The sequence below is a fragment of the Streptomyces sp. NPDC040410 genome, assembly GCF_055595715.1.
Genome location: NZ_JBVIVK010000032.1, coordinates 14,905 through 33,517, shown reverse-complemented (window position 1 = coordinate 33,517; position 18,613 = coordinate 14,905). Strand labels below are relative to the sequence as shown.

Genomic DNA, 18,613 nt, shown 5'->3' with positions numbered 1-18,613 from the left:
CCGCCGGCACGCCGCCCTGTCCCGGAGGTTCGCCGTGCCCAGCCCCGCCCTGCCCGAACGCGCCGCACTCGCCGCCCACTTCACCCCCGCCCAGCTCGCCGCCGAACTCGCCCAGTTCTCCGCCCAGGAGGTCTGGGAGCAGCGCGTCCGCCACGACAACAGCGGACGCCTGGCCCAGTACAAGCCGACAGAGGAACTCGACAACGCGCAGCTGTCCTGCCAGTTCGTCATCCCGTCGGACGAAGTCTGGCCCGCGGCACTGGCCGACCTCGGTCCCGACTGCCCGCTGGGCCTGTGGGCCCGCGGAGGCGACCAACTGCCGCAGCTCACCGCCCGAGCCGTCGCGGTGACCGGCAACCGCAACGCGACCGAGCAGGCCATCACCCGTGCGTGGGCCTTCGCCACCGCCGTCGCCGAGGCCGGGCACACGGTCACGGCGACACTCGCGTACGGCGTCGACTCGGCCGCCCACCGGGCCGCCGCCCTGGCCGGACGGGCAACGCTCGCCGTCCTGCCGCGCGGCTTGGACCGCTCCCACCCGCACGACCACGCCCCGCTGCTGAGCTCCATCCCCGCGACCGGCGGCGCGGTGGTCAGCCTCTACCGGCCCGGCACCGAAGCCAGCGGCGCAACGCTCAGGACCAGCGCCACCCTGCTCGCCGCGCTCGTGCGCGCGGTGATCCTCATCGAGGCCATGGACCACGCCGAGGCGGCGATGCACACCGCCGAGGTCGCCGCCGACCTCAACCGGACCCTGCTCGCACCGCCCGCCACCGAGGACCTGCGCGCCGACGGCAGCGCCCGCCTGCTCGCCGAGCAGCGAGCCGTCCTGGTCCCGAACCCCGCGCGAGCTCTCGCCCTGCTCTGACATCCCCACCCCCCGTGCCCGCCGTTCACCGCCGGGCAGCGGCCAGCCCCAGAAGGAGTGACGGACCGCCATGCCCCGTACCGCGTACAGGCCGTCGCTGCCCGGCCTCAGCACCACCGACGATCTGGACACCGTCATCAACTGGGGACTCGGCGCCGACTCCACCGCCTACCTCGCGCGGATGCTCACCGACCCCGCCGCGCACGGGATCGACCTGGAGCGCACCGCCGTCCTCTACATGGCCAACGGCAGCGAGTGGCCCGAAACCCGGCTGCTGTGCGAGGAGTTCATGCTCCCGCTGCTGCGCGAGCACAGCGTGCGCTTCGTCCGGCTGGCGCGCAACGGGCACCTGAAGGCCGACGGCTTCACGGTCCTGGACGACTCACGCCACCCCGAGCGGCTCTTCGCCCGCGGGCCGTGGACGCTGTGGGACGACCTGGAGTCCGTCGGCACGGTGCCCCAGCAGGCCGGCACCCGCAAATGCAGCAACCCCGGGGCACTCGCCCCGGGGTTTAGCATCAACTCATCGGTCAGCGTGCCGGGACAGGGTTCGGCGTCGTCGTGGAGGATGGCTTGGCGCGCTTCATGGGGAACCGCAGCGGGGTACCGCGGGCCGCCGGGCGAAGCCCTTGGCCACGCCTCGGCTCACGATCCGTCGATCAACTCCTGCACCTCGGGCGGAATCTTCTTGTCGGAGCGGAGGACCCTGAAGGCCTCCGCCTGTTCAGGAGATGACCCGATCGCTATGACCACGTCTGGAGAAATGCCGCTCACCGCATAGGCGTTCTCCGAGGACTCCGGCACTTCGGCGGCTCGGTCATTGGTGTCACGGCACGCCGGACTCGTGGCGGTGCCGAGCTTCTGTCCGACCTTGAACTCGACGTCCGAGAGCCTGATGTACGTGCGGCCTTCGTAGAAGAAGTCGCTCGCGCACACACTCTCGCCGCTCGCCTCGGCACCTTCCGAACCTTCTGATCCACATCCGACCGCGGTGAACGCCACGGCTGCCAGTCCCGCCGCGATCGCATGTCGTCCGACCCAGCTCATGGAGTCTCCCTAGTAGATGCTGCGAAGCCCCATGACGTCGCCCTTACCGAGTGTCCTCTTCTTCACTTCGCAGCGGTCCGCTTTGGTGTACATGGTGAGATTTGAATGCCCGGAGCCCACGTGGCCCAGACCGAAGACATGACCGGCCTCGTGCGTGCCCGTGTTGAGAACATCGTGGTACAGGCCGTAGCAGGTGCTCGTCGGATTCCTCGTGAAGTCGTAGTCCGCGATGTTGAACCGCACGTCCGCTTCCCGGAGGTCGTTCTTGCCGAGCGGGTTGGGCCATGTGTGCGCGCAGGTCGCGGCGACTGTCCCGGCGGCCAGGTCGCCGGCGTCCCACGTGCTCTTGCCGTCCCGAGCGGTGCACGTCCCGTGGTCACTTATGTCCGCTTCATATGTGGTCGTGCCCGCGTAGTGACTCTTGGCGGGTACTTGGTCGGTGAGGCCACAGTTGTTGGTGCTGGCCGTGATCCGGCCGATGGAGCCTTCGAAGTACTCCAGCGCTTGAAGGCGTGTCATGCCCGCGGGATAGGCCCCGTCCCCGAGGTACCAGTTGTAGATGCCGTACTCCTTCCGGTCCAGCGTCGAGTAGGCGCCGTCCTGGCACTCGCCGGGGGAGCTCGCGGCGTCCACCTCGCCCACCTCGAGACCGTCGGGTGTGGGCGGCTCGGACACCGGTGAGTCCGATTCCTCTGTCAGATCCCCCGGCGTCAGCCGCGGGCTCACGACATCGGCACGGTCTTCGCCTGCGGTGGGCGACTCCGTGTTGGCCGTGGACAGGTCGTAGGAGACTTTGCCGTCCGCGGCGACGATCAGCATGAATCCGTGCTCTGTACCGTCTTCGGACAGGGCGTCGATGCTCACGGCGGTGTCGGCCTCCGGCATCTCTATCCCGGTGCCGTCATAGGTGACGACAAGGCCTTCCACATCGCAGGTGTGCGCGTTCAGGCCTGTCGGCAATTCGTAGACCGACAGCTCGTCCGCGGTCGGACATATCGGTATCGCGCTCGTGCCGGCCTGCGCGCTGCCGCCGACGACAGCGAGCGACGCGGCCAACGCGAACGCCAAAACGGTTCTGCCTACGAGCCCTGGACGACGTCCAGCCACTCCCCCACCCCCTGTGATCCGGTCCCTTAGCACGGGACGTTCATCGAACAGGCATTCTGACGTCACTTGATCGCGGCCGGAAAGGGCGATTCTCAGCCACTGATCCGGATCGGCACAGGCGTGCCACCTCACGTGACGAATCGTCAGCGGCTTCGGCCGGTACCAGGGTTGACTTCCCTACGGCTGGCTCCATTTGGACAGTCCGCATCGCGGCTCGGATCTCGGTGACCGGGAATGCTGCAGCCGTCTGAGCGTGGCTCTGGGCCTGCTGATGTGCTTGTTCCTGGCTACTGGTGAGTGGCCGACTGTGCCGGGTGTCTGGCACGCGGGATCTTGTCTTGGTTGGGACATGGGGGGCTCGGCGCTACTGGATGAGCGGCCGTTGGGATCGCGCCGGGTCATCGTCCGGCTGCGGGTACGCCGGTACTTCTGCGACCGCAAGAGCTGCTGCCGTGCGACCTGGCTCACTGCGCTTCGTCGGCGTGGCTCAACGCCGGGGGTGACACTGGCCGAGGCCGCCGGGCGGGTAACAGTGATTCCTAATGCTGTCTGTCAAGCCGTGTGAGCGGTGGGAGGCACCGTCTCGTAGGTCCGTCCGTCGCGTAGGAGTGCCCAGAGGACGTTGACGCGGCGGCGGGCCAGGGCCAGAACAGCCTGGATGTGGCGCTTGCCCTCGGAGCGTTTGCGGTCGTAGAACCGGCGGGAGTCCTCGCAGTGCCGGATGCTGAACAACGCGGAGATGTAGAAGACTCGTTGGAGTCGGCGGTTGTAGCGTCGTGGGCGGCGGAGGTTGCCGCTGATCTTGCCGGAGTCGCGGGGAACGGGAGCAACGCCGCCGAAGCCGGCGAGGCGGTCAGGAGTGCCGAAGAGACTCATGTCGCCGCCGGTCGCGGCCAGGAACTCGGCACCGAGGATCACGCCCAGGCCGGGCATGCTGGTGATCACTTCGAAGTCCCGATGTTCGCGAAACCGGGCCTCGATCGCCTTGTCGAGCTCGGCGACCTGCTGGTTGAGGGCCATCACCTCCGCCGCCAGGGTGTGCACGAGTTGGGCGCTCATTTTCTCGCCGGGCGGGCTTGTGTGCTGGCGGCCGGCGGCTTCCAGAGCCGTCTCGGCCAGGCGGTCAGCGCGCAGGACCCTGCGGTTGCGCAGCCAGGTCTCGAGCCTCTTCCTGCCTGTCCGGCGGAGGGAGGCTGGGGTCTGGTAGCCGGTAAGCAGCATGAGCGGGCCTGTGTTGGTCAAGTCCAGTGCCCGCTCCAGGCCGGGGAAGATGTCGGTGAGTTGGGCGCGGAGCCGGTTGACGGTGCGGGTGCGGTCGGCGACCAGGTCCATGCGCCGACCGGTGAGGATCTTGAGGTCGGTGACCGTGTCGTCGTCGGCGCGTAAAGGGTGCAGATCGCGTCGGACGCGGACCTGGTCGGCGATGACGGCGGCGTCCTTGGCGTCGGTCTTGCCCTCGCCGCGGTAGCTCTCGGAGGCACGGTGGATGGCCCGGCCGGAGATGTAGTGCACCGGCTGGTCATGGTTGAGCAGGATCGCGATGGCCAGGGCGGCTCCGCCGTTGGCAAGGTCGATACCCCAGGTCACCTCGCCGCCCAAAGCCAGGACATCGGTGAGGAGTTCGAGGAGTTCGGGTTCGTCGTTGGCGACGCGTCGGGACAGCAGCCGGTGGCCGCTCTCGTCGATTGCGACGCAGTGGTGATGGGTCTTGCCTGCGTCGATGCCGGCCCAGATCCCGGCCATGTGGTACCTCCGTGCGGTGTGGTGCGGGTGCCTCCCGACGGACGACCTCGCTGTCGATTCCCTACTCAGCGATCATTCGCAATTCCTAATTGGCAGCCGGGTCGTCGTGGGGCACCGGGCGGCCAATCAGTGAAAGCCACAAGCGGCAGAGCGTTTTCAACCACACCCAACGCCCCTGGGTGGGTGAACCATACGAAGGGCTCACCGCCTCCCGCAGAACAACGTAGGGAGCGTTTTCAGCGTTGACGCTCCAGTGTGAGGACGGCAGCGGCCATGACCGTCATGCGGTTGGGGCTGCAGCGGGCTCTGCGGAAGACGCGCCAGGACTTCAGTCTTGCGACGCTTCGTTCGACCGGTGCTCGGGCCGCTGACAGGGCACGGTTGATCGTCCGCTGGGTCGCGGTGAGGTCCTGGTGTGCCTCCCGTTCTCGTGAGCATCGACTTCGGCAGCGGCGGGCCGCATCCCGAAGTGCCGAAAACGTGAGAGTCCGCGCCGGGCGCTGGTGCGGACTCTCGTGTACGGGCTGCAGGGTGGGTCAGGAGTCACTCAGAGCGGACAACGGACAGAATGATGACCCCCATAACTCGTTCGCCGACCCCGTCCCGCGCCGGACAGCCTCCGGCGTGCTGGTCATGCCCGGGCACGTCGGGACGATCTACGCGGCGACGAACACGGTGTACGCCGGCCGCGCAACCGCACGCACAGTGAAGCTCCTGCCGGACGGCACGGTCTTCCACGACTGGACGGCGCAGAAGATCCGCCGCCAGGAGCAGGGCTGTGAGTACGCCGCCGCCCAGCTCATCGCGCTCGGCGCTCCGCGGCTGCGGCCCGGCTCTCTGGCTGCCTCGCACCTCAGCTGTCCGGCGGAAAGAGAGCCAGAGCGCTTCAGGCTTACAACCTCACGCATAGAGAACGTCAGCGACGGCCATCCTGCTAACAGTGAACGGGGGCGGTGGCCTTGAGGCGTAGGCGTGGTGCGTGGGCGGGGTCAGCGGTCACGGCAGTGACTGCGTTATTGGCGGCGGTGCTGGGGCCGGTGACCAATTACGCCAGCGCTGCAGTGCCTGACTGGGCGGCGCGTCCGTGGGTGATCTGGCCGATCTTTGCGGTGCTGGCGGTGGCCAGCGTCGGATTGTTGCTGTGGGAGCGGCGGCTCGACGCCGCCGTGGGCACGTCGCAGCTGCTGGTGCAGGTCCGCCAGCGGGCCGGAGGCGCGTCTTCCTCCTTGCGTCCCCCACATGTCGAGCGCGTAAGGGGGCGTAAGGAGGAGCTGACGGTCCTACTGGAAATGCTGCGTCGTCCCCGGGGTCGGTTCGCGGTGCTGTGTGGGGCCGGCGGACTGGGCAAGACAACACTGGCCGCGCAGATTGCTTACCGCGCTGAGGCGGCGGGTTGGAAGGTCTTCTGGGTCCACTGGCGCAACTCCGCAGAGCTGACGCAGCAGATGGTGCAGGTCGCGCTGGCCTGCGGGCTCCCTGAGGTCGAGTTGGAAGCAGCAAGGGTGGGCCAGGCGAGCCTTCCGGACGTGGTCTGGCAGCAGCTAAGTCGAGAACGACGTTGGCTGGTGGTAGTGGACAACGCCGACGCACCGCAGGAGATCGGACCGGCGCAGGAGCGGTTGGCCGACTACCGCGGCTGGATGCGCCCACACGGCGGAGGGCTGCTGGTGGTTACAAGCCGGGACACGAGCGAGCAGACTTGGGGACCCTGCGCGGAACTGCTGCAGCTGAAACCGCTGCCGACACATCCTGCGGGGCAGGTCCTCCTGGATACCGCCCCCGGGGCAGGAACGCCTGATCAGGCCCGGGATCTGGCATCTCGCTTGGGTGGCCTGCCACTGGCGCTGCGCACAGTTGGCACCTACCTCGCCGGGCCGACCAGCCGACACCGCACCTTCGCCAGCTATCGCGAGGCGCTGGAGCAGGAACTTCCCCAGTTGCTGGGAGCAGAGCACCCAGGTGCCTCTGACGTGCAGGTCGCCCGGACCGTGGTGAGGCACACCTGGGAGGTTTCCTTGGATCAGCTGGCACGAGAGGGCACTGCCATGGCCCGCCCCCTGCTACGGCTACTGGCGTTGTTGGCCGAGGCCCCCGTCCCGCTGGCTCTCATCACCCCAGACTTGCTGTCCGCTGTGACGGGGCGGGAGGTCACGCCGGTGGAGCTGGAAGCAGCGTTCGCCGGTCTGTACCGCTACGGTCTTCTTGGCCTCCCCTCCGCCTCTGACATCACTGGCCTCGCAGCCGCGAGCGGTCCGGCACAAGTGGTGCTGCACCCGCTGATCCGGGACATCAACGCCCTCGCCCTCAGAACGGAGACCAGCAGCCTCAGAACATGGCACCGCGCACTTGCAGAGCGGTTGACTGTGGCCGCTCAAGACGTATGCCAGGCCGGTCACCCTGCTTGGCCTGCTGCGGTTCTGCTCGCTCCCCACCTTCCGCTATTACTCGACCACCCCGGCCCGCCCGAGTTTGCGGCAATCCGCTCCACTCTCAACGCCCTCGCAATGGTGCTACAGGACGCCGGTGCCTTCGCCCAAGCCCGTGTGCTGCACCAGCGTGTCCTCGGTGCCGATATCCGCCTCCTGGGCCCCGATCACCCCGACACCCTGACCAGCCGCAACAACCTCGCCAATGCCACGTTCGGGATGGGCGACCACGCGGAGGCCGTGCGTCTGCTGCGGCGGAGCATCCACGACCGGACTCGTGTCCTGGGCCCTGATCATCCGGATGCCTTGACCAGCCGCAACGACCTAGCATGCGCGTTGGACGCAATGGGTGACCATGCGGAGGCGGTTGACCTGCTGCGGCAGACTCTCGAGGACCGCACCCGCGTCCTCGGCCCCGAACACCCGCACACCCTGGCCAGCCAGAACAGTCTCGGGCTCGCGCTGGACGAGATTGGCGACCACGCGGAAGCGGTGCGCCTACACCAGCAGACCCTCCGTGATCGCACTCATGTCTTGGGCCCTAATCACCCCCACACCCTGCTCAGCCGCCACAACCTTGGCAATGCATTGTCCGGAGCGGGCGAGCACGCCGAAGCGGTGCGCCTGCTGAGGCAGACCCTCGACGACCGCACCCGCGTCCTCGGCCCCGAACACCCCAACACGTTGACCAGCCGCAACCGCCTAGGACTCGCCCTGTCCCGAATGGGCGAGCACGCCGAAGCGGTGCGCCTGCTGAGGCAGACCCTCGACGACCGCACCCGCGCCCTCGGCCCCGAACACCCCGACACGTTGACCAGCCGCAACCGCCTAGGACTCGCCCTGTCCCGAGCGGGCGAGCACGCCGAAGCGGTGCGCCTGCTGAGGCAGACTCTCAACGACCGCACCCGCGTCCTCGGCCCCGAACACCCTCACACCCTGGCCGGCCGCCATGATCTAGACGAGGCACTGGCGGCCTCCCGCCGCCCACAGTGGCCACAGGCCTCCTGGCTGCGCCCTCTGGGATCCATCAGGAGGACTTCATCTTCCTCGACGAGGAGTCGGTGAAGACGGGCATGCCAAGGTCAAACAGTCGCGGCCGTCCATCGGTGGGGGTGCGCTTGAGGCGGAGATTCTTCGTGATCGAAGACCGGCCAGGGCACAACACCTGGATCCGCAGCCACCCGCCCCAACCGCGGTAGCTGGATGGCGCGGACATCACGGGATTGCTCGTTCAACTCCGTTGCGTTCCTTCGTCATTCGGATGCTTGTCTACCGACTGAGCCAGGCAGGGGATGCGCTCATGTCTGGCGTGTCCTTCGGTAGTCCGGTCAACGACTCTCGTGCTCGCTGTGTGTCTTCGCCTCCCGCACTGACGTGCTGCTCTCTGTCGGCCGGCGGCCGCGGCTGGCTGACCTGTACGCCGAGGTTGAGCAGGTGCGTGGCGACAGCTTCCGCGCGGACTGGCGCATCACCGACCTGATCCGCCACGTCAACACCTGCGGGGCACCCGCCCCCGGCGTCGTCTGCCCGGACGACGGCCCAGAGTTCACCGCCCTGCAGGAGCAGGTCCGGGAGACGCTCAAGAAGGACCCCCGCAAAGAACCCGAGATGGCCCGACACAACGGCCGTGCGCTGTGCGACGGCTGCACCGCCCACAGCTGACACCCGCGTGTGCCGGGCCGATCTGTTCGGACCCGGCCCGGCACACGTCCCCTTACAGTGGATGAAGGAGATGACCATGGACACCAACCCCACCGCCCTGCTTCTCGACCTCGCCGCCAGCGCACAGGACCTGAGTGACCGGGACGCGCTGCAGGACCTTCTCGCCAGGGGCCACCGCGCCTGGTGCGAGGGCGTCGCCGACGTTCAGTCCGGCATCCGCCAGGAGGCCGCGAGCCTGTCCGACGCCCAGCTCGCCGAGCGGTGCGCTGCCCTGGGTACGCCGTGGGAGCAGGGGATGACACGCGGCGAGGCGGTCTCCGCGCTCGCGTTCGCGACCTGGGATGCCGCGCCGGCCGCCATGGCCTACACGGAGCTGGAAGAACGCGCCGCGCTCTTCGGTGTCTGCCTTCTTGGCGAGGACTTTCTGTAGCCGTCTCTCGCGCTGGGCTGGACACGAACCCATCAGCTTTGGCATTATCGAACCTGTCGCGCTCGGACCGGGCGCCAGCCTTGCCGATCCTTCCAAAGGGGTTTCGATGTCTCCCGCCGAGCGGCTCGTGGACACCGCGCAGATCGTGTCCGAGTTCGGCACGAGCAAGCCCCGGATCAGCGAGTGGAGCAACGACCCGGACAGCGGTTTCCCCGCGGTCGCGCACACGGAGGGCCGCAAGCGGTTCTGGCGCCACGACGAGGTCGCGGCGTTCTTCGCCAAGCGCGCCCCGAAGAAGCGCACGCTGCCGGCCGCGGTACTCGAGGCCGACCAGGACGAGCTGCTGACCAAGCGGGAAGTGGCCAAGCTCCTCGGCTACACCCGTACCTCCACCATCGACGCCTACTTCCGCGACAGGCCCGAATACTTCCCCGAGCCCGACGAGGACGTCGACGTCCCGATGTGGCGCCGCGGCACGATCGTCGCCTGGGCCAGCAACCGGCCCGGCAAGGGCCGGCGCGGCTCCGCCCCGGCCTCCGCGCTGCCCCCGGTGTCGGCCGACGGGGACCCCGACGAGCTGCTCGGTACCGCCGAAGTTGCGAGTCTGTTCGGCTACGGCAGTGTCGCTTCGTTCTCCAGCGCCCTCTATCAGGGGCGCATCCCGGAACTGCCCGAGCCGGACACCCTGGAGAAGGAGGAAGGCAGTCGCGGCCGTGCCCGTAAGAAGTGGCGCCGGGCCACCGCCGTCGCCGCCGCCCGACAGCGCGGTGTCCTGCCGGCTGCCGACCAGGACGAGAACGAGGACTTGGCCGGCGCCGCCGAAGCGGCCCGGATCCTCGGATACAAGGATGCCGACAGCTTCATCAGCGCGCTCGGACACGGACTCCTGCCCGATCTCGAGCAGCCCGACGGGTTCGAGTACCGCCGGGGCAGCGCCGGACGTCCGCGCCAGCAGCGCTGGAGACGCTCCCGCCTCGAGGATCTTGCCGCCCGCCGGTCCTCGGCGCCCTGACTGCAGCGCGCCGACCCGCGTCACGAGCGGGATACCGTAAGACCGCGGCCTCTGGTTTAAGGGATCGACGAACTCCCGGCGGGCCAGACGCCGCACGATGGCCGGTATGGAGAGGCCAGCCACCTCTCCGCCGCGAAGCCGCACGGCTTCGCGGCACCGGCCATCGCCGTTTCCTGAGCGCTCGCGCGGACAGCACGTCGCGCAGGAAGCCAGCCAGTGTTGGCTCTTGGGCGGCGGCGCGCGATCACCCCTCAGTGCATAGCTTTGTCGGCTTGGTTGATTGCCAGCTGTCCGGGTATTCCACGCGGCTGGCCAGCTGATGAAATCCAGCCTTGCTGTCTTCCATGGGCTTCCTCGGGCTGAGCTTCCTCGGGCTCCTCTCCCAGCCAGTTCCCGACCGGTCAACGAAGTACAGCTCCGTGAAGAGGCTCTCAAGGTCTGAGGGACTGAAGCGCTTCCCATCCACCGAGGTGGTCTCCTGAGGAGTGAGAATGAATTCGGTACACGGAGGCACGTCCGGTAGGAAGAATCTGAACTCAACTGAGTCTGTGCCTTGCCAAAGACGCAGGTTCGTGACGGCGTCCGGTGACCTGTTGACGACGTGAAGCTGCGGTTGCCCGCCCCGCGAGATCCAGAACGTGATGTGGCTGGCCTGACTGCGCTTTTCCTGCTCGCTATCCTCCCTCGACTGTTCCAAATCGTTCTTGGCCGTCTGTTGGCTCCAGTAGGTCGCGACAGCTGTCGCCCACAGCCCGCCGATCGCCGCAAGGGCAGCCAGTGCCGTGCCGGTCACGGTGATGAAGTGCGCCCACCTGACTGCCCGGATGCGCTGCCAAGTCCCCTGCGGCGCTTCGTCGGGCGCCTCGGCAAGCCCACGCGACCGAACCCTACTGACGCCCGGACGCTGCCGTGCGAGCCGTAGCCGGGCCTGCCTCGTCGATTCGTTGATCACTTGCCCCCCTCATGCCGTTAACGGCACAGACGGTGACACAGCGGGCTGGCTCCCACAGCTCACTTTCCGATCCTCCGTCAGTAGGGGGCCGCTGGGGTGCTCGCTGGCCCACCTTGCCAACCCACCCCAGGGCCCCGATCCAGACTTGTGGCTCGGCCAGGACCCCAAGCCGGGACGCACCTCGACGGGATTCGAAGTTAAGACTCAAGCTGAGGGGAGAGACGCTTTGGTGTGCATGATGCGCCGCCGTTGGCCTCCAGCCGAACATCACGTGCCTTCTACGGGACTAGCGGTAGCCAGCAGGACGTCGCCCGGCCACAATGCGCACCCTGCTTCCGCCCAGGCCAGTTGTCGGCCGACCTCGACCAGGACCTCGATCCGGTCGGCGGGCCCGTACGCCCGATACCGCTCGGCCACCGGGTTGTAGACCCGGACCTCGCCGTGCGGGCCGGAGCACACCAGGGCACGAGCGATGTCCGGCAGGCCCAGGCTGAGGGCGTCGCATTCGTGGTCCTGGATGAGCTGGAGCAGATCCGCGGTGACCGCCTCCCAGTCGCCGACCTCCGGCCAGCGCGTGCCGCCGTCCAGTTCGTGGGTGAGCGTGGCAAGCGGCACGATCTCGCCGGGCCGGCGGCCGCGGGTGAGGCGTTCGTAGATGCGGGCGCCGTCGGGCTGCCGGACACGGGGGTGCAGCAGGGAGGCTGCGGCTACGAGGGAGGTGTTGATCTCCTGGGCGGCGGCCGGGTAGTAGGCCTCGTGCGCGAAGAGCAGGTACACCTCGCGGGTGGGCTGCTCGGAACCGTCCTGGGGCATGTTCGTTTCCTCCTTCGTCGGCAGGTCGGGGGTCGTGTGCTCGGCTGAGAGCTGGGGCCGCGGGCGGGGCCCGGGCGGATAGGGACCCAGCGGCGGCTGCCCGCCGAACCGGTCGTGCCGGGCAGCCGCCGCGTCGCCCTGCATGGGCGTGACGATCTGTCCGGTCTGGACGGCGAGTTGAAGCATCAGCCGTTCCCGGGCGATGAGCTCGCTGGAGGCCGAGCGGGTGTCGTGGCGCTGGAGCAGGTCTGCGGAGTCGAACAGCTGGTGGTGGCCGATCTCGACGGCGCGCCGCACCTCGTAGCGGTCGCTGCCGACGGCGGCCTGGACAAGGCCCGCGTGTAGAGCGGCGAGGCGCTGCAGGTAGCGGCAGGCGGCTTCATCCTCGACGATCCGGGCGTTCTCGCCGGCGCGGGTATCGAGCCGGTCAGGCAGGTGCTCCACGAGCAGTGGGGCTAGGACGTGTTTGAGATGTTGATCAAGGTCATGAAACGATCTTCAGATGTCTCGTGGCGATCTGACGGATGCGCAGTGGAAGCGGCTGGAAGCGGTCTTGCCGCCGATACCGAAGATGGGCCGGCCTCCGAGGGATCGGCGGCAGGTGTTCGACGGGATCTGGTGGCGGGCCCGGACCGGCTCGCCTTGGCGGGACGTGCCCGAGCGATACGGCCCCTGGGAGACCGCGTATGCGGTGTTCCGACGCTGGCAGATCGATGGGACCTGGACCCGTGTCCTGAAGAAGTTGCAGGTCAAGGCGGATGCCGAGGGGGTCATCGAGTGGGAAGTCTCGGTCGACTCCACTGTTTGCCGGGCCCACCAGCATGCCGCCGGGCCCGCAAAAAGGGGCTGACGATCCGGGCCGGACGCGTCCGAACGGCCTCGCGGCCGAGCCGAACGACCACGGCCTGGGGCGCTCGCGCGGCGGGCTGACCACCAAGATTCACCTCGCCGTCGACGCCTCCTTCCACGTCCTCGCAGCCGTCATCACCGCCGGCCAGCGGGGCGACGCACCCGTCTTCGAGCAGGTGATGGATCGAATCCGTGTCCCCCGGATCGGCGGTGGACGCCCCCGCACTCGGCCAGAACATGTACTTGCCGACCGGGCGTACTCGTCCCGCCAGATCCGCTCCTACCTGCGCAAACGCGGGATCGCGCACACCATCCCAGAGAAGCAGGACCAGGCCGGACACCGAGTCCGGCGTGGTTCCCTCGGCGGCCGCCCGCCTGGATTCGACCGCGAAATGTACAAGCGCAGACACAAAGTCGAGTGCCGGATCGGCCTTCTGAAGCAGGCACGAGGCGTCGCGACCAGGTACGACAAGCTCGCTGTCCGCTACGAGTCGACCGTCCAACTCACCCTCATACGGCAGGCGCTGTGACCGCCTGTCATGCACGATCCCGATCACGCCACGGACCGTCTGGCACCAGGGTGCCGAGCACGGCCAGCAACTGTGGCGGCTCAACCGGGTCTGGCAGCGAGCTCAGATCCGACCATTCGATCCAGACGTGCGTGTCCAGGTTGACCTGCTCATCGGGGAGCAAGCCGGTCCGGACGAGCGATGGTTGCTCGTCGGCGAACTGCGCAACGAAGAAGTGCTCCGTCCCGATGTACCGCTTGCCGTTCCACTGAACATCACGGTCGACGAGCACCGACCGGTCAAGCACCGCAGCCGGGTCGAGTCCGGTTTCCTCGGCCAGTTCTCGTCGTGCCGCCACCAGCGGCGTCTCGCCAGACTCGATACCGCCACCGGGTGGCTCCCAGAGCCACGTCCCGTCGAACGGATCACGCCAGTGCAAAAGAAGCAGGCGATGGGCAGCGTCCAGACAGATGACCCGGGCGGCGGGCCGGTGCGTTGTTTCCACCATCCTGACGCTATGCGGTGCTCGAAATGTCGATCAAGACCTGAGCCACGTTGATCGATATCTCAAACACGCTCTAGGGCGATTCGTTTGGATCACTCCCGCCGCCCGAGGTTGTCGTCGATGATGTCCATGTGACTAACCGCATCAGCGCTCTGATCTCGGTCTTCGGCGTTCTTGTCAGCACCTTGCTGCTCGCTCTTGCCGTTCGCGAGTACCGTTCTGGGGCGTCGGCTCTCTGGATCGGGGCTGGAGCTGTGATCTTCCTCAGTGCCTCGTACGCGCTCGTGCGGGACCTGTGGCGGCTCCCCAGCGAGCCGACGGCCTGACGAGCAGCACCGTTCCGGCCAGCCCCGTCGGTCGTTGTTCGTGTGTGCCGTTGGCTGACGCGCAGTGGGCGTGAATCGAGCCGTTACTGCCCGACCGGACGCCGATGCTGCCGAAGAAGTGGATCAGGCCCGCCGAATCGATCGAGGTCCGTTTCGGCACCTCCCGGGCCGGGCCGTCGACGTCGCGCTCTACACGATGGCGTCGGTCGACGCGGTCATCACGCCCACCCCGCCCTGGTGTAGCCGGGCCCCGGGCAAGCCCCTCGCGCGCAGGGCTTGCCCGGCGTCGTGCGCGGCGTCAGCGGCTGACGGGCTCGGGTTAGCGCTGGCGGCGCCGGTCCGGGTCGTCGACGCCGATCTCGTACCAGGGCTCGCCGCGCTGGAGCCGGGGCAGGGTGTTCACCCACACCGCGATGGCGATGCCCTTCACGTCGGCGGCGAGCGCCTGGAGGCGGTTGTCGAGCAGGTGCTCTTCCTTGCCCGCCAGGACGACGTGCAGCCTCGGCGCCTTGAGGTCGTTTACTACCGCCAGGGGAACATGGTCGGGGTATTGACCGCCAACCGGATCAGCCGGATCGCAGGCCACCAACGCCGCCTGGCCGCTGAACTGGCGGCCGGTATCGAGTAATCCGTACACGTTCGGCGTGAACGTCGCCAAGGTCGACGCCTGCCGCAGGCGACGCGGCGGGCACGTCGTCGGGGACGAAGCCCAGCCAGGGCAGAGCGGACAGCTGCACGGCGGCGCCGAGCACGTTCTGGGATCGGCGGAACTTCCGCAGGAACGCCTCGTCGGCCGAGGTGAGGGTGAAGTAGCGGATCAGCAGGTCGCACTGCCACCGCGCCGTCGTCGCGGGGCGGAGAAATCGGCCAGGACCAGCGTCCGGCCCCGTCCTCGGCGGCGATGGCCGGCAGTGGTGCGGTCACCGCGACACCTCCGCCGTCGTGCCGTCCGCAGACGTGAGCATCTGTATGCGCCAGGCATGGATGTGCTTCATGCCGCGGGCCAGCTTGTCGGCCAGGTCCCGGCCGGACAGGTGGATGTACTGGAGCGTGGAATCGGTGTTGCGGTGGCCGGCGAAGGTCGCGATCGCATGCAACTCCCAGCCCATCCGGGCCAGATCGGTCAGACACAGGTGAAGGGTGGTGTGGGTCGAGAACCGCGGGACCCCGGCCTCCAGAGCGATCCGGCGGACCACCTTCGACCAGGTCCACAAGGTCAGCGGCTGCCCGTGGTTGCGCCGGGACTCCGACAGGAACAGCGGCCCCGTGGCCCGGCTGACCGTGGCCCGGTGGGCGAGGTAGGCCGACATCAGCACGCCGGTCGACGCCGAGTACGGCACCACTCGCTCCAGCCGGTTCTTCGTCGTCTCCGCCCGCACCCTCAGCGTCCGGTGGGCCGGATCGAGGTCATCGGTCCGCAGCGAGCACAGCTCCTCTCGCCGCAACGCGGAATCGTAGGCCAGGGCCAGCATCACCCGATTGCGGACCGGCTCCTTGCGCGCGACCTGCAGGATCCCCAGCCACTGCTGTTCACTGGGGATCCACGGCAGCTTCGTCAGCCGCGGCACCAGCCCGCGCTGCTGCCCGCCCCGCTGGCGCCCAGGGGTGTAGCGGCCCCGGCCGACCGGGTAAGACTCCCGCATGCCTTCCTCCATGAGGAAGTCGTAGAACAGGCGGACGGGCACCAGTCGCTGCTGGATGGTGGCGTTGGCCAGCCCTGCCCCCGAGTCGATCGAGACCACATTGGGCCCTCGACGGTTAGGCCGAGATGTCAATTCCCTTACGTAGGCGGCTATATGCGCCCGGTTCGCGGTGGCCGGGTCGACGTTCTCCCGTTCGCACATCAGCAGGTACTCGGCCAGCCCGCGGGCGTAGGCATCGATCGTGCGGGGGGGCACGTCCGAGATCCGCCCAGACCGTCAGCCAGGTCGCCGCCTGCTCGTGCCGGCCGAGTACCGGCCACTTCTCCATCAGCACCGTCGTGCCGCTCAACACATCTCCCAAGTCCGTGGTTGCACCGGAGAGACATGATCACCCCGGCAGATTCCACGTAACTTTTAAGATGCTCAAGCGCCAAATGTTCAGCCGCGCAGGATTCGAACTCCTACGCAAACGAATCCTGTTGGCGTGACCGAGCGTCACCGGACCACACGAAGTGGACCAGAGCCCGCAGAAACTGACACAGCCAGGCCACCGAGCTCGCCGCCCATCTCACCGCAGTTGACATGAGGACTATTGAAACCGCTGTCAGAGAAGCAAACTTCGAAGAGCTGGTTGACGAGCACGAAGTCTACGAACTTGAGCTGATCGCACCAGATGAAGGTCCGGGAATCATCGCTGCCGAACTCAAGGGACTCACTGCCTTCTATGCGAAGGCAGCGCATTCCAAGCGCGGAGTGGTGATGTACACGACCTGACTGACTCGATCTTTCGTGACGGCTCGTTGGTTCATCTGGCGGGCCGTTTCGGCTTGTTGGGCGGGGTGAGGGCACGGCTGTCGCGTCGGGTGGGCGCCGGGTTCCATCGCTCCGGAGGGGTGGTCCAGGCTAGTCGGGATGGGTGGATTTGCTGGTCAGCCGGGGTTCGGGAGGGCGTCAAGCCGTTCGATCGTCCGTGATGAGATCGGTTCCAGGGACAGTGCGCCGCGAATCTCAGGTGCTGCCGCGGGCGGTGCGCAGAGCGTCCATGAGTTCCTCCAGCGCCGTGACGACGTCGGGCAGCCGAACCGCGGCCTCATCCTGGCTCCTGGGTTTGCTCAAGCGTCTTGAAGTCCCCGGCCATCCCGGCGGCGACAAGCCACTGGAGGCGCATCTCGTCGATTGCTGGCTTCGGTCATGACCGAAACGGCGGAGCCCTATGCTACTTCGGGCAGACGGTCGAGGCGATCGCGGTGCACCGAGGTCATTTCGAGACGCTCCGCAACGAGGTTCTCCTCCAGGTGATCGATCCGGGCGGTGCCAGGGATCGGGAGGATGACGGGTGAGTGGCCGAGGAGCCAGGCGAGCGCGACCTGCGTGGGGGTGGCGTCGAGCTCGGTCGCCACGGAGGCGACCTCGGCCCTCGCCCCCGACTTTCCCCAGGCGACGGGTCGCCACGGCAGGAACGCGATTCCTGCCACTTCGCAGGCCGCGAGCACGGGCTCGTGCTCGCGGTCGAGCAGGTTGTATCGGTTCTGCACGCTCGCCACGTCGACGATCTTCCGTGCCTGGTTGAGTTCGTCGACGGTGACCTCGGACAGTCCGATCCGGCCGATCTTGCCCTCGGCCTGCAGGTCCCGCAGCATGCCGGCCTGGTCGGCGAGCGGCGTTTCGGGATCGATGCGGTGCAGTTGAAGAAGCTCGATCCGCTCAACACGCAGTCGGCGGAGCGCCTGCTCGACCTGCTCCCGCAGCACGGCGGGCCGCCCGTCGAGCTTCCACTCGCCTGAGGAGCCCGATCGAGCAACGCCAACCTTCGTGGTGATCAGCAGTCCATCCGGGTAGGGGTGCAGGGCCTCAGCCAGGAGTTCCTCATTGGCTCCCCCGCCATAGAGATACGCGGTGTCGATCAGCGTGACACCCAACTCGACGGCCCGCCGGGCGACCGCGAGAGAGGTCTCGCGGGCCGGGCCCAGTTCCGTCGGCAAGTGCATAGCCCCGAACCCCAACCGCCGTACTTTCAGGTCCCCGCCGATACAAAACGCAGTCGATGTCACGTGCTGTCTTCCCCCTCACTCAAGGGGCAACGCTAACAAAGCAGTTGGCCACGAAAGGCATCCACCAGCAAGGATCGGCCACGGATCAGAACAACAGCTACCTGATCGACGAGACACCCCCAGTGCCTCTTGAGCAGGTCGTCGATGAGCAGTCCACACCCGCCTCGATCTCAGCATCAAGCTGAGCAATCCGGGCCAGAATCGCAGTTCGCCGGACAACGGTAGTCCCCAACCGAGCCAGGATCGCCTTCCCATCTTCCCTGGCGCCTGGCCCATGTTCTTATCTATCTTCCGGGCTATGGATCTCGGCGCCTTCGTAGGTGATGCATAAATGGGTGTCCTCGACGTAGATAGTGACGATCCGGCCCGCGTAGGTGCGTCCGACGCGCAGGCGTTGGCGGGCCACCATCACGACGCCGTCGGTCGGGACCGTGCGTTCAACGCTGTGGCGGGCCGACGTCGTCCAGGTCTTCCCCAACCCCGCCGCCCTCGACCGACTCGCCGCCGCCGTCCTGGCCGAACTCCACGACGAATGACAGGTCTTCGACCGCCGCTACCTCTCCGAAGGGTCCATGGCCGAACTCCTCACCGCCGAACCGGCTGAGGACGACCGCCCGCTACCTCCAGCCGGAACCCAATCAGCTCGGCCAGTGACCACACCACGCGGCGG

At 67.7% G+C, this 18,613-nt stretch carries 20 protein-coding genes and 1 pseudogene; 10 read left to right on the top strand and 11 right to left on the bottom strand.

Annotation, left to right across the window (positions count from 1 at the left end):
* The first annotated feature begins 34 nt into the window (after positions 1-34).
* Complete coding sequence (locus tag ACZ562_RS35665; RefSeq protein WP_471188189.1) at positions 35-868, top strand: DNA-processing protein DprA; 834 nt, start codon at positions 35-37, stop codon at positions 866-868.
* Between the two features lie 645 nt (positions 869-1,513).
* Here ACZ562_RS35665 and ACZ562_RS35660 read toward each other — a convergent pair.
* From ACZ562_RS35660 to ACZ562_RS35645, 4 genes are all read right to left on the bottom strand, one after another.
* Positions 1,514-1,915, bottom strand: a complete 402-nt coding sequence (locus tag ACZ562_RS35660) for a DUF6281 family protein (protein WP_471188186.1) — start codon at positions 1,913-1,915, stop codon at positions 1,514-1,516.
* 9 nt (positions 1,916-1,924) lie between these two features.
* Positions 1,925-2,983: a zinc metalloprotease gene (locus ACZ562_RS35655; RefSeq protein ID WP_471188184.1), complete on the bottom strand. Its 1,059-nt coding sequence runs from the start codon at positions 2,981-2,983 to the stop codon at positions 1,925-1,927.
* A gap of 591 nt (positions 2,984-3,574) precedes the next feature.
* Positions 3,575-4,765 carry an IS110 family RNA-guided transposase gene (locus ACZ562_RS35650; RefSeq protein ID WP_471188181.1) on the bottom strand — a complete coding sequence of 397 codons (1,191 nt, stop codon included), beginning with the start codon at positions 4,763-4,765 and terminating at the stop codon, positions 3,575-3,577.
* Positions 4,766-5,001: 236 nt separating this feature from the next.
* On the bottom strand, positions 5,002-5,295 hold the full coding sequence (locus tag ACZ562_RS35645; protein WP_471188268.1) for a transposase family protein: 294 nt from the start codon (positions 5,293-5,295) through the stop codon (positions 5,002-5,004).
* 103 nt (positions 5,296-5,398) lie between these two features.
* Here ACZ562_RS35645 and ACZ562_RS35640 point away from each other — a divergent pair, with 103 nt between their 5' ends.
* The 5 genes from ACZ562_RS35640 (at position 5,399) to ACZ562_RS35620 (ending at position 10,295) form a co-directional block, all read left to right on the top strand.
* A complete protein-coding gene (locus tag ACZ562_RS35640) occupies positions 5,399-5,728 on the top strand; it encodes a hypothetical protein (protein ID WP_471188178.1) in 330 nt (109 codons plus the stop codon).
* A 74-nt stretch (positions 5,729-5,802) separates the two neighbouring features.
* Positions 5,803-8,256, top strand: coding sequence for a tetratricopeptide repeat protein (locus tag ACZ562_RS35635; RefSeq protein ID WP_471188176.1), 2,454 nt, complete (start codon positions 5,803-5,805; stop codon positions 8,254-8,256).
* Positions 8,257-8,565: 309 nt separating this feature from the next.
* Entirely contained in the window at positions 8,566-8,853 is a 288-nt protein-coding gene (locus ACZ562_RS35630; protein WP_471188173.1) for a hypothetical protein, read from the top strand.
* 76 nt (positions 8,854-8,929) lie between these two features.
* Positions 8,930-9,283 carry a hypothetical protein gene (locus ACZ562_RS35625; protein ID WP_471188171.1) on the top strand — a complete coding sequence of 118 codons (354 nt, stop codon included), beginning with the start codon at positions 8,930-8,932 and terminating at the stop codon, positions 9,281-9,283.
* Positions 9,284-9,389: 106 nt separating this feature from the next.
* Entirely contained in the window at positions 9,390-10,295 is a 906-nt protein-coding gene (locus tag ACZ562_RS35620; RefSeq protein ID WP_471188168.1) for a helix-turn-helix transcriptional regulator, read from the top strand.
* Between the two features lie 244 nt (positions 10,296-10,539).
* Here the strand turns inward: ACZ562_RS35620 and ACZ562_RS35615 are convergent, their stop codons facing one another.
* Both ACZ562_RS35615 and ACZ562_RS35610 read right to left on the bottom strand, forming a co-directional pair.
* Positions 10,540-11,247, bottom strand: coding sequence for a hypothetical protein (locus tag ACZ562_RS35615; protein WP_471188166.1), 708 nt, complete (start codon positions 11,245-11,247; stop codon positions 10,540-10,542).
* 267 nt (positions 11,248-11,514) lie between these two features.
* Positions 11,515-12,504 carry a hypothetical protein gene (locus ACZ562_RS35610; RefSeq protein WP_471188162.1) on the bottom strand — a complete coding sequence of 330 codons (990 nt, stop codon included), beginning with the start codon at positions 12,502-12,504 and terminating at the stop codon, positions 11,515-11,517.
* Positions 12,505-12,562: 58 nt separating this feature from the next.
* On the opposite strand from ACZ562_RS35610, the gene ACZ562_RS35605 reads away from it, so the two are divergent.
* Positions 12,563-13,439, top strand: a protein-coding gene (locus ACZ562_RS35605; protein WP_471188159.1) for an IS5 family transposase whose coding sequence is annotated in 2 segments (ribosomal slippage) — positions 12,563-12,909 and positions 12,908-13,439 — 879 coding nt in all. Because the reading frame shifts where the segments join, the coding sequence is not laid out codon by codon here.
* A gap of 7 nt (positions 13,440-13,446) precedes the next feature.
* Here the strand turns inward: ACZ562_RS35605 and ACZ562_RS35600 are convergent.
* Positions 13,447-13,926, bottom strand: coding sequence for an NUDIX hydrolase (locus tag ACZ562_RS35600; protein WP_471188156.1), 480 nt, complete (start codon positions 13,924-13,926; stop codon positions 13,447-13,449).
* Positions 13,927-14,054: 128 nt separating this feature from the next.
* On the opposite strand from ACZ562_RS35600, the gene ACZ562_RS35595 reads away from it, so the two are divergent.
* Positions 14,055-14,249 (top strand): hypothetical protein, encoded by a 195-nt coding sequence (locus ACZ562_RS35595; protein ID WP_471188153.1) that lies wholly within the window; start codon positions 14,055-14,057, stop codon positions 14,247-14,249.
* Positions 14,250-14,568: 319 nt separating this feature from the next.
* Here the strand turns inward: ACZ562_RS35595 and ACZ562_RS35590 are convergent, their stop codons facing one another.
* The 3 genes from ACZ562_RS35590 to ACZ562_RS35580 form a co-directional block, all read right to left on the bottom strand.
* On the bottom strand, positions 14,569-14,907 hold the full coding sequence (locus tag ACZ562_RS35590) for a hypothetical protein (RefSeq protein WP_471188150.1): 339 nt from the start codon (positions 14,905-14,907) through the stop codon (positions 14,569-14,571).
* Positions 14,816-15,067, bottom strand: a complete 252-nt coding sequence (locus ACZ562_RS35585) for a DUF4158 domain-containing protein (protein ID WP_471188265.1) — start codon at positions 15,065-15,067, stop codon at positions 14,816-14,818. The genes ACZ562_RS35590 and ACZ562_RS35585 overlap by 92 nt, the downstream gene beginning before the upstream one ends.
* Positions 15,068-15,169: 102 nt before the next feature.
* Positions 15,170-16,147, bottom strand: coding sequence for a tyrosine-type recombinase/integrase (locus ACZ562_RS35580; protein WP_471188147.1), 978 nt, complete (start codon positions 16,145-16,147; stop codon positions 15,170-15,172).
* A 327-nt stretch (positions 16,148-16,474) separates the two neighbouring features.
* Here ACZ562_RS35580 and ACZ562_RS35575 point away from each other — a divergent pair, with 327 nt between their 5' ends.
* The gene (locus ACZ562_RS35575; protein ID WP_471188144.1) at positions 16,475-16,666 is read left to right on the top strand and encodes a hypothetical protein; all 192 of its coding nucleotides are present in this window, start codon (positions 16,475-16,477) and stop codon (positions 16,664-16,666) included.
* A gap of 437 nt (positions 16,667-17,103) precedes the next feature.
* On the opposite strand, the gene ACZ562_RS35570 is transcribed toward ACZ562_RS35575, so the two are convergent.
* Entirely contained in the window at positions 17,104-17,943 is an 840-nt protein-coding gene (locus ACZ562_RS35570) for an aldo/keto reductase (RefSeq protein ID WP_471188141.1), read from the bottom strand.
* 443 nt (positions 17,944-18,386) lie between these two features.
* Here ACZ562_RS35570 and ACZ562_RS35565 point away from each other — a divergent pair.
* Positions 18,387-18,597 (top strand): annotated as a pseudogene (locus ACZ562_RS35565) (IS256 family transposase); the annotation flags it as partial.
* Positions 18,598-18,613 lie beyond the last annotated feature (16 nt).

Coding starts and splice junctions, on each gene's coding strand:
- ACZ562_RS35660 (WP_471188186.1), bottom strand. CDS start 1,915: ATGAGCTGGGTCGGACGACATGCGATCGCGGCGGGACTGGCAGCCGTG.
- ACZ562_RS35650 (WP_471188181.1), bottom strand. CDS start 4,765: ATGGCCGGGATCTGGGCCGGCATCGACGCAGGCAAGACCCATCACCAC.
- ACZ562_RS35640 (WP_471188178.1), top strand. CDS start 5,399: ATGCCCGGGCACGTCGGGACGATCTACGCGGCGACGAACACGGTGTAC.
- ACZ562_RS35625 (WP_471188171.1), top strand. CDS start 8,930: ATGGACACCAACCCCACCGCCCTGCTTCTCGACCTCGCCGCCAGCGCA.
- ACZ562_RS35620 (WP_471188168.1), top strand. CDS start 9,390: ATGTCTCCCGCCGAGCGGCTCGTGGACACCGCGCAGATCGTGTCCGAG.
- ACZ562_RS35600 (WP_471188156.1), bottom strand. CDS start 13,926: ATGGTGGAAACAACGCACCGGCCCGCCGCCCGGGTCATCTGTCTGGAC.
- ACZ562_RS35575 (WP_471188144.1), top strand. CDS start 16,475: ATGAGGACTATTGAAACCGCTGTCAGAGAAGCAAACTTCGAAGAGCTG.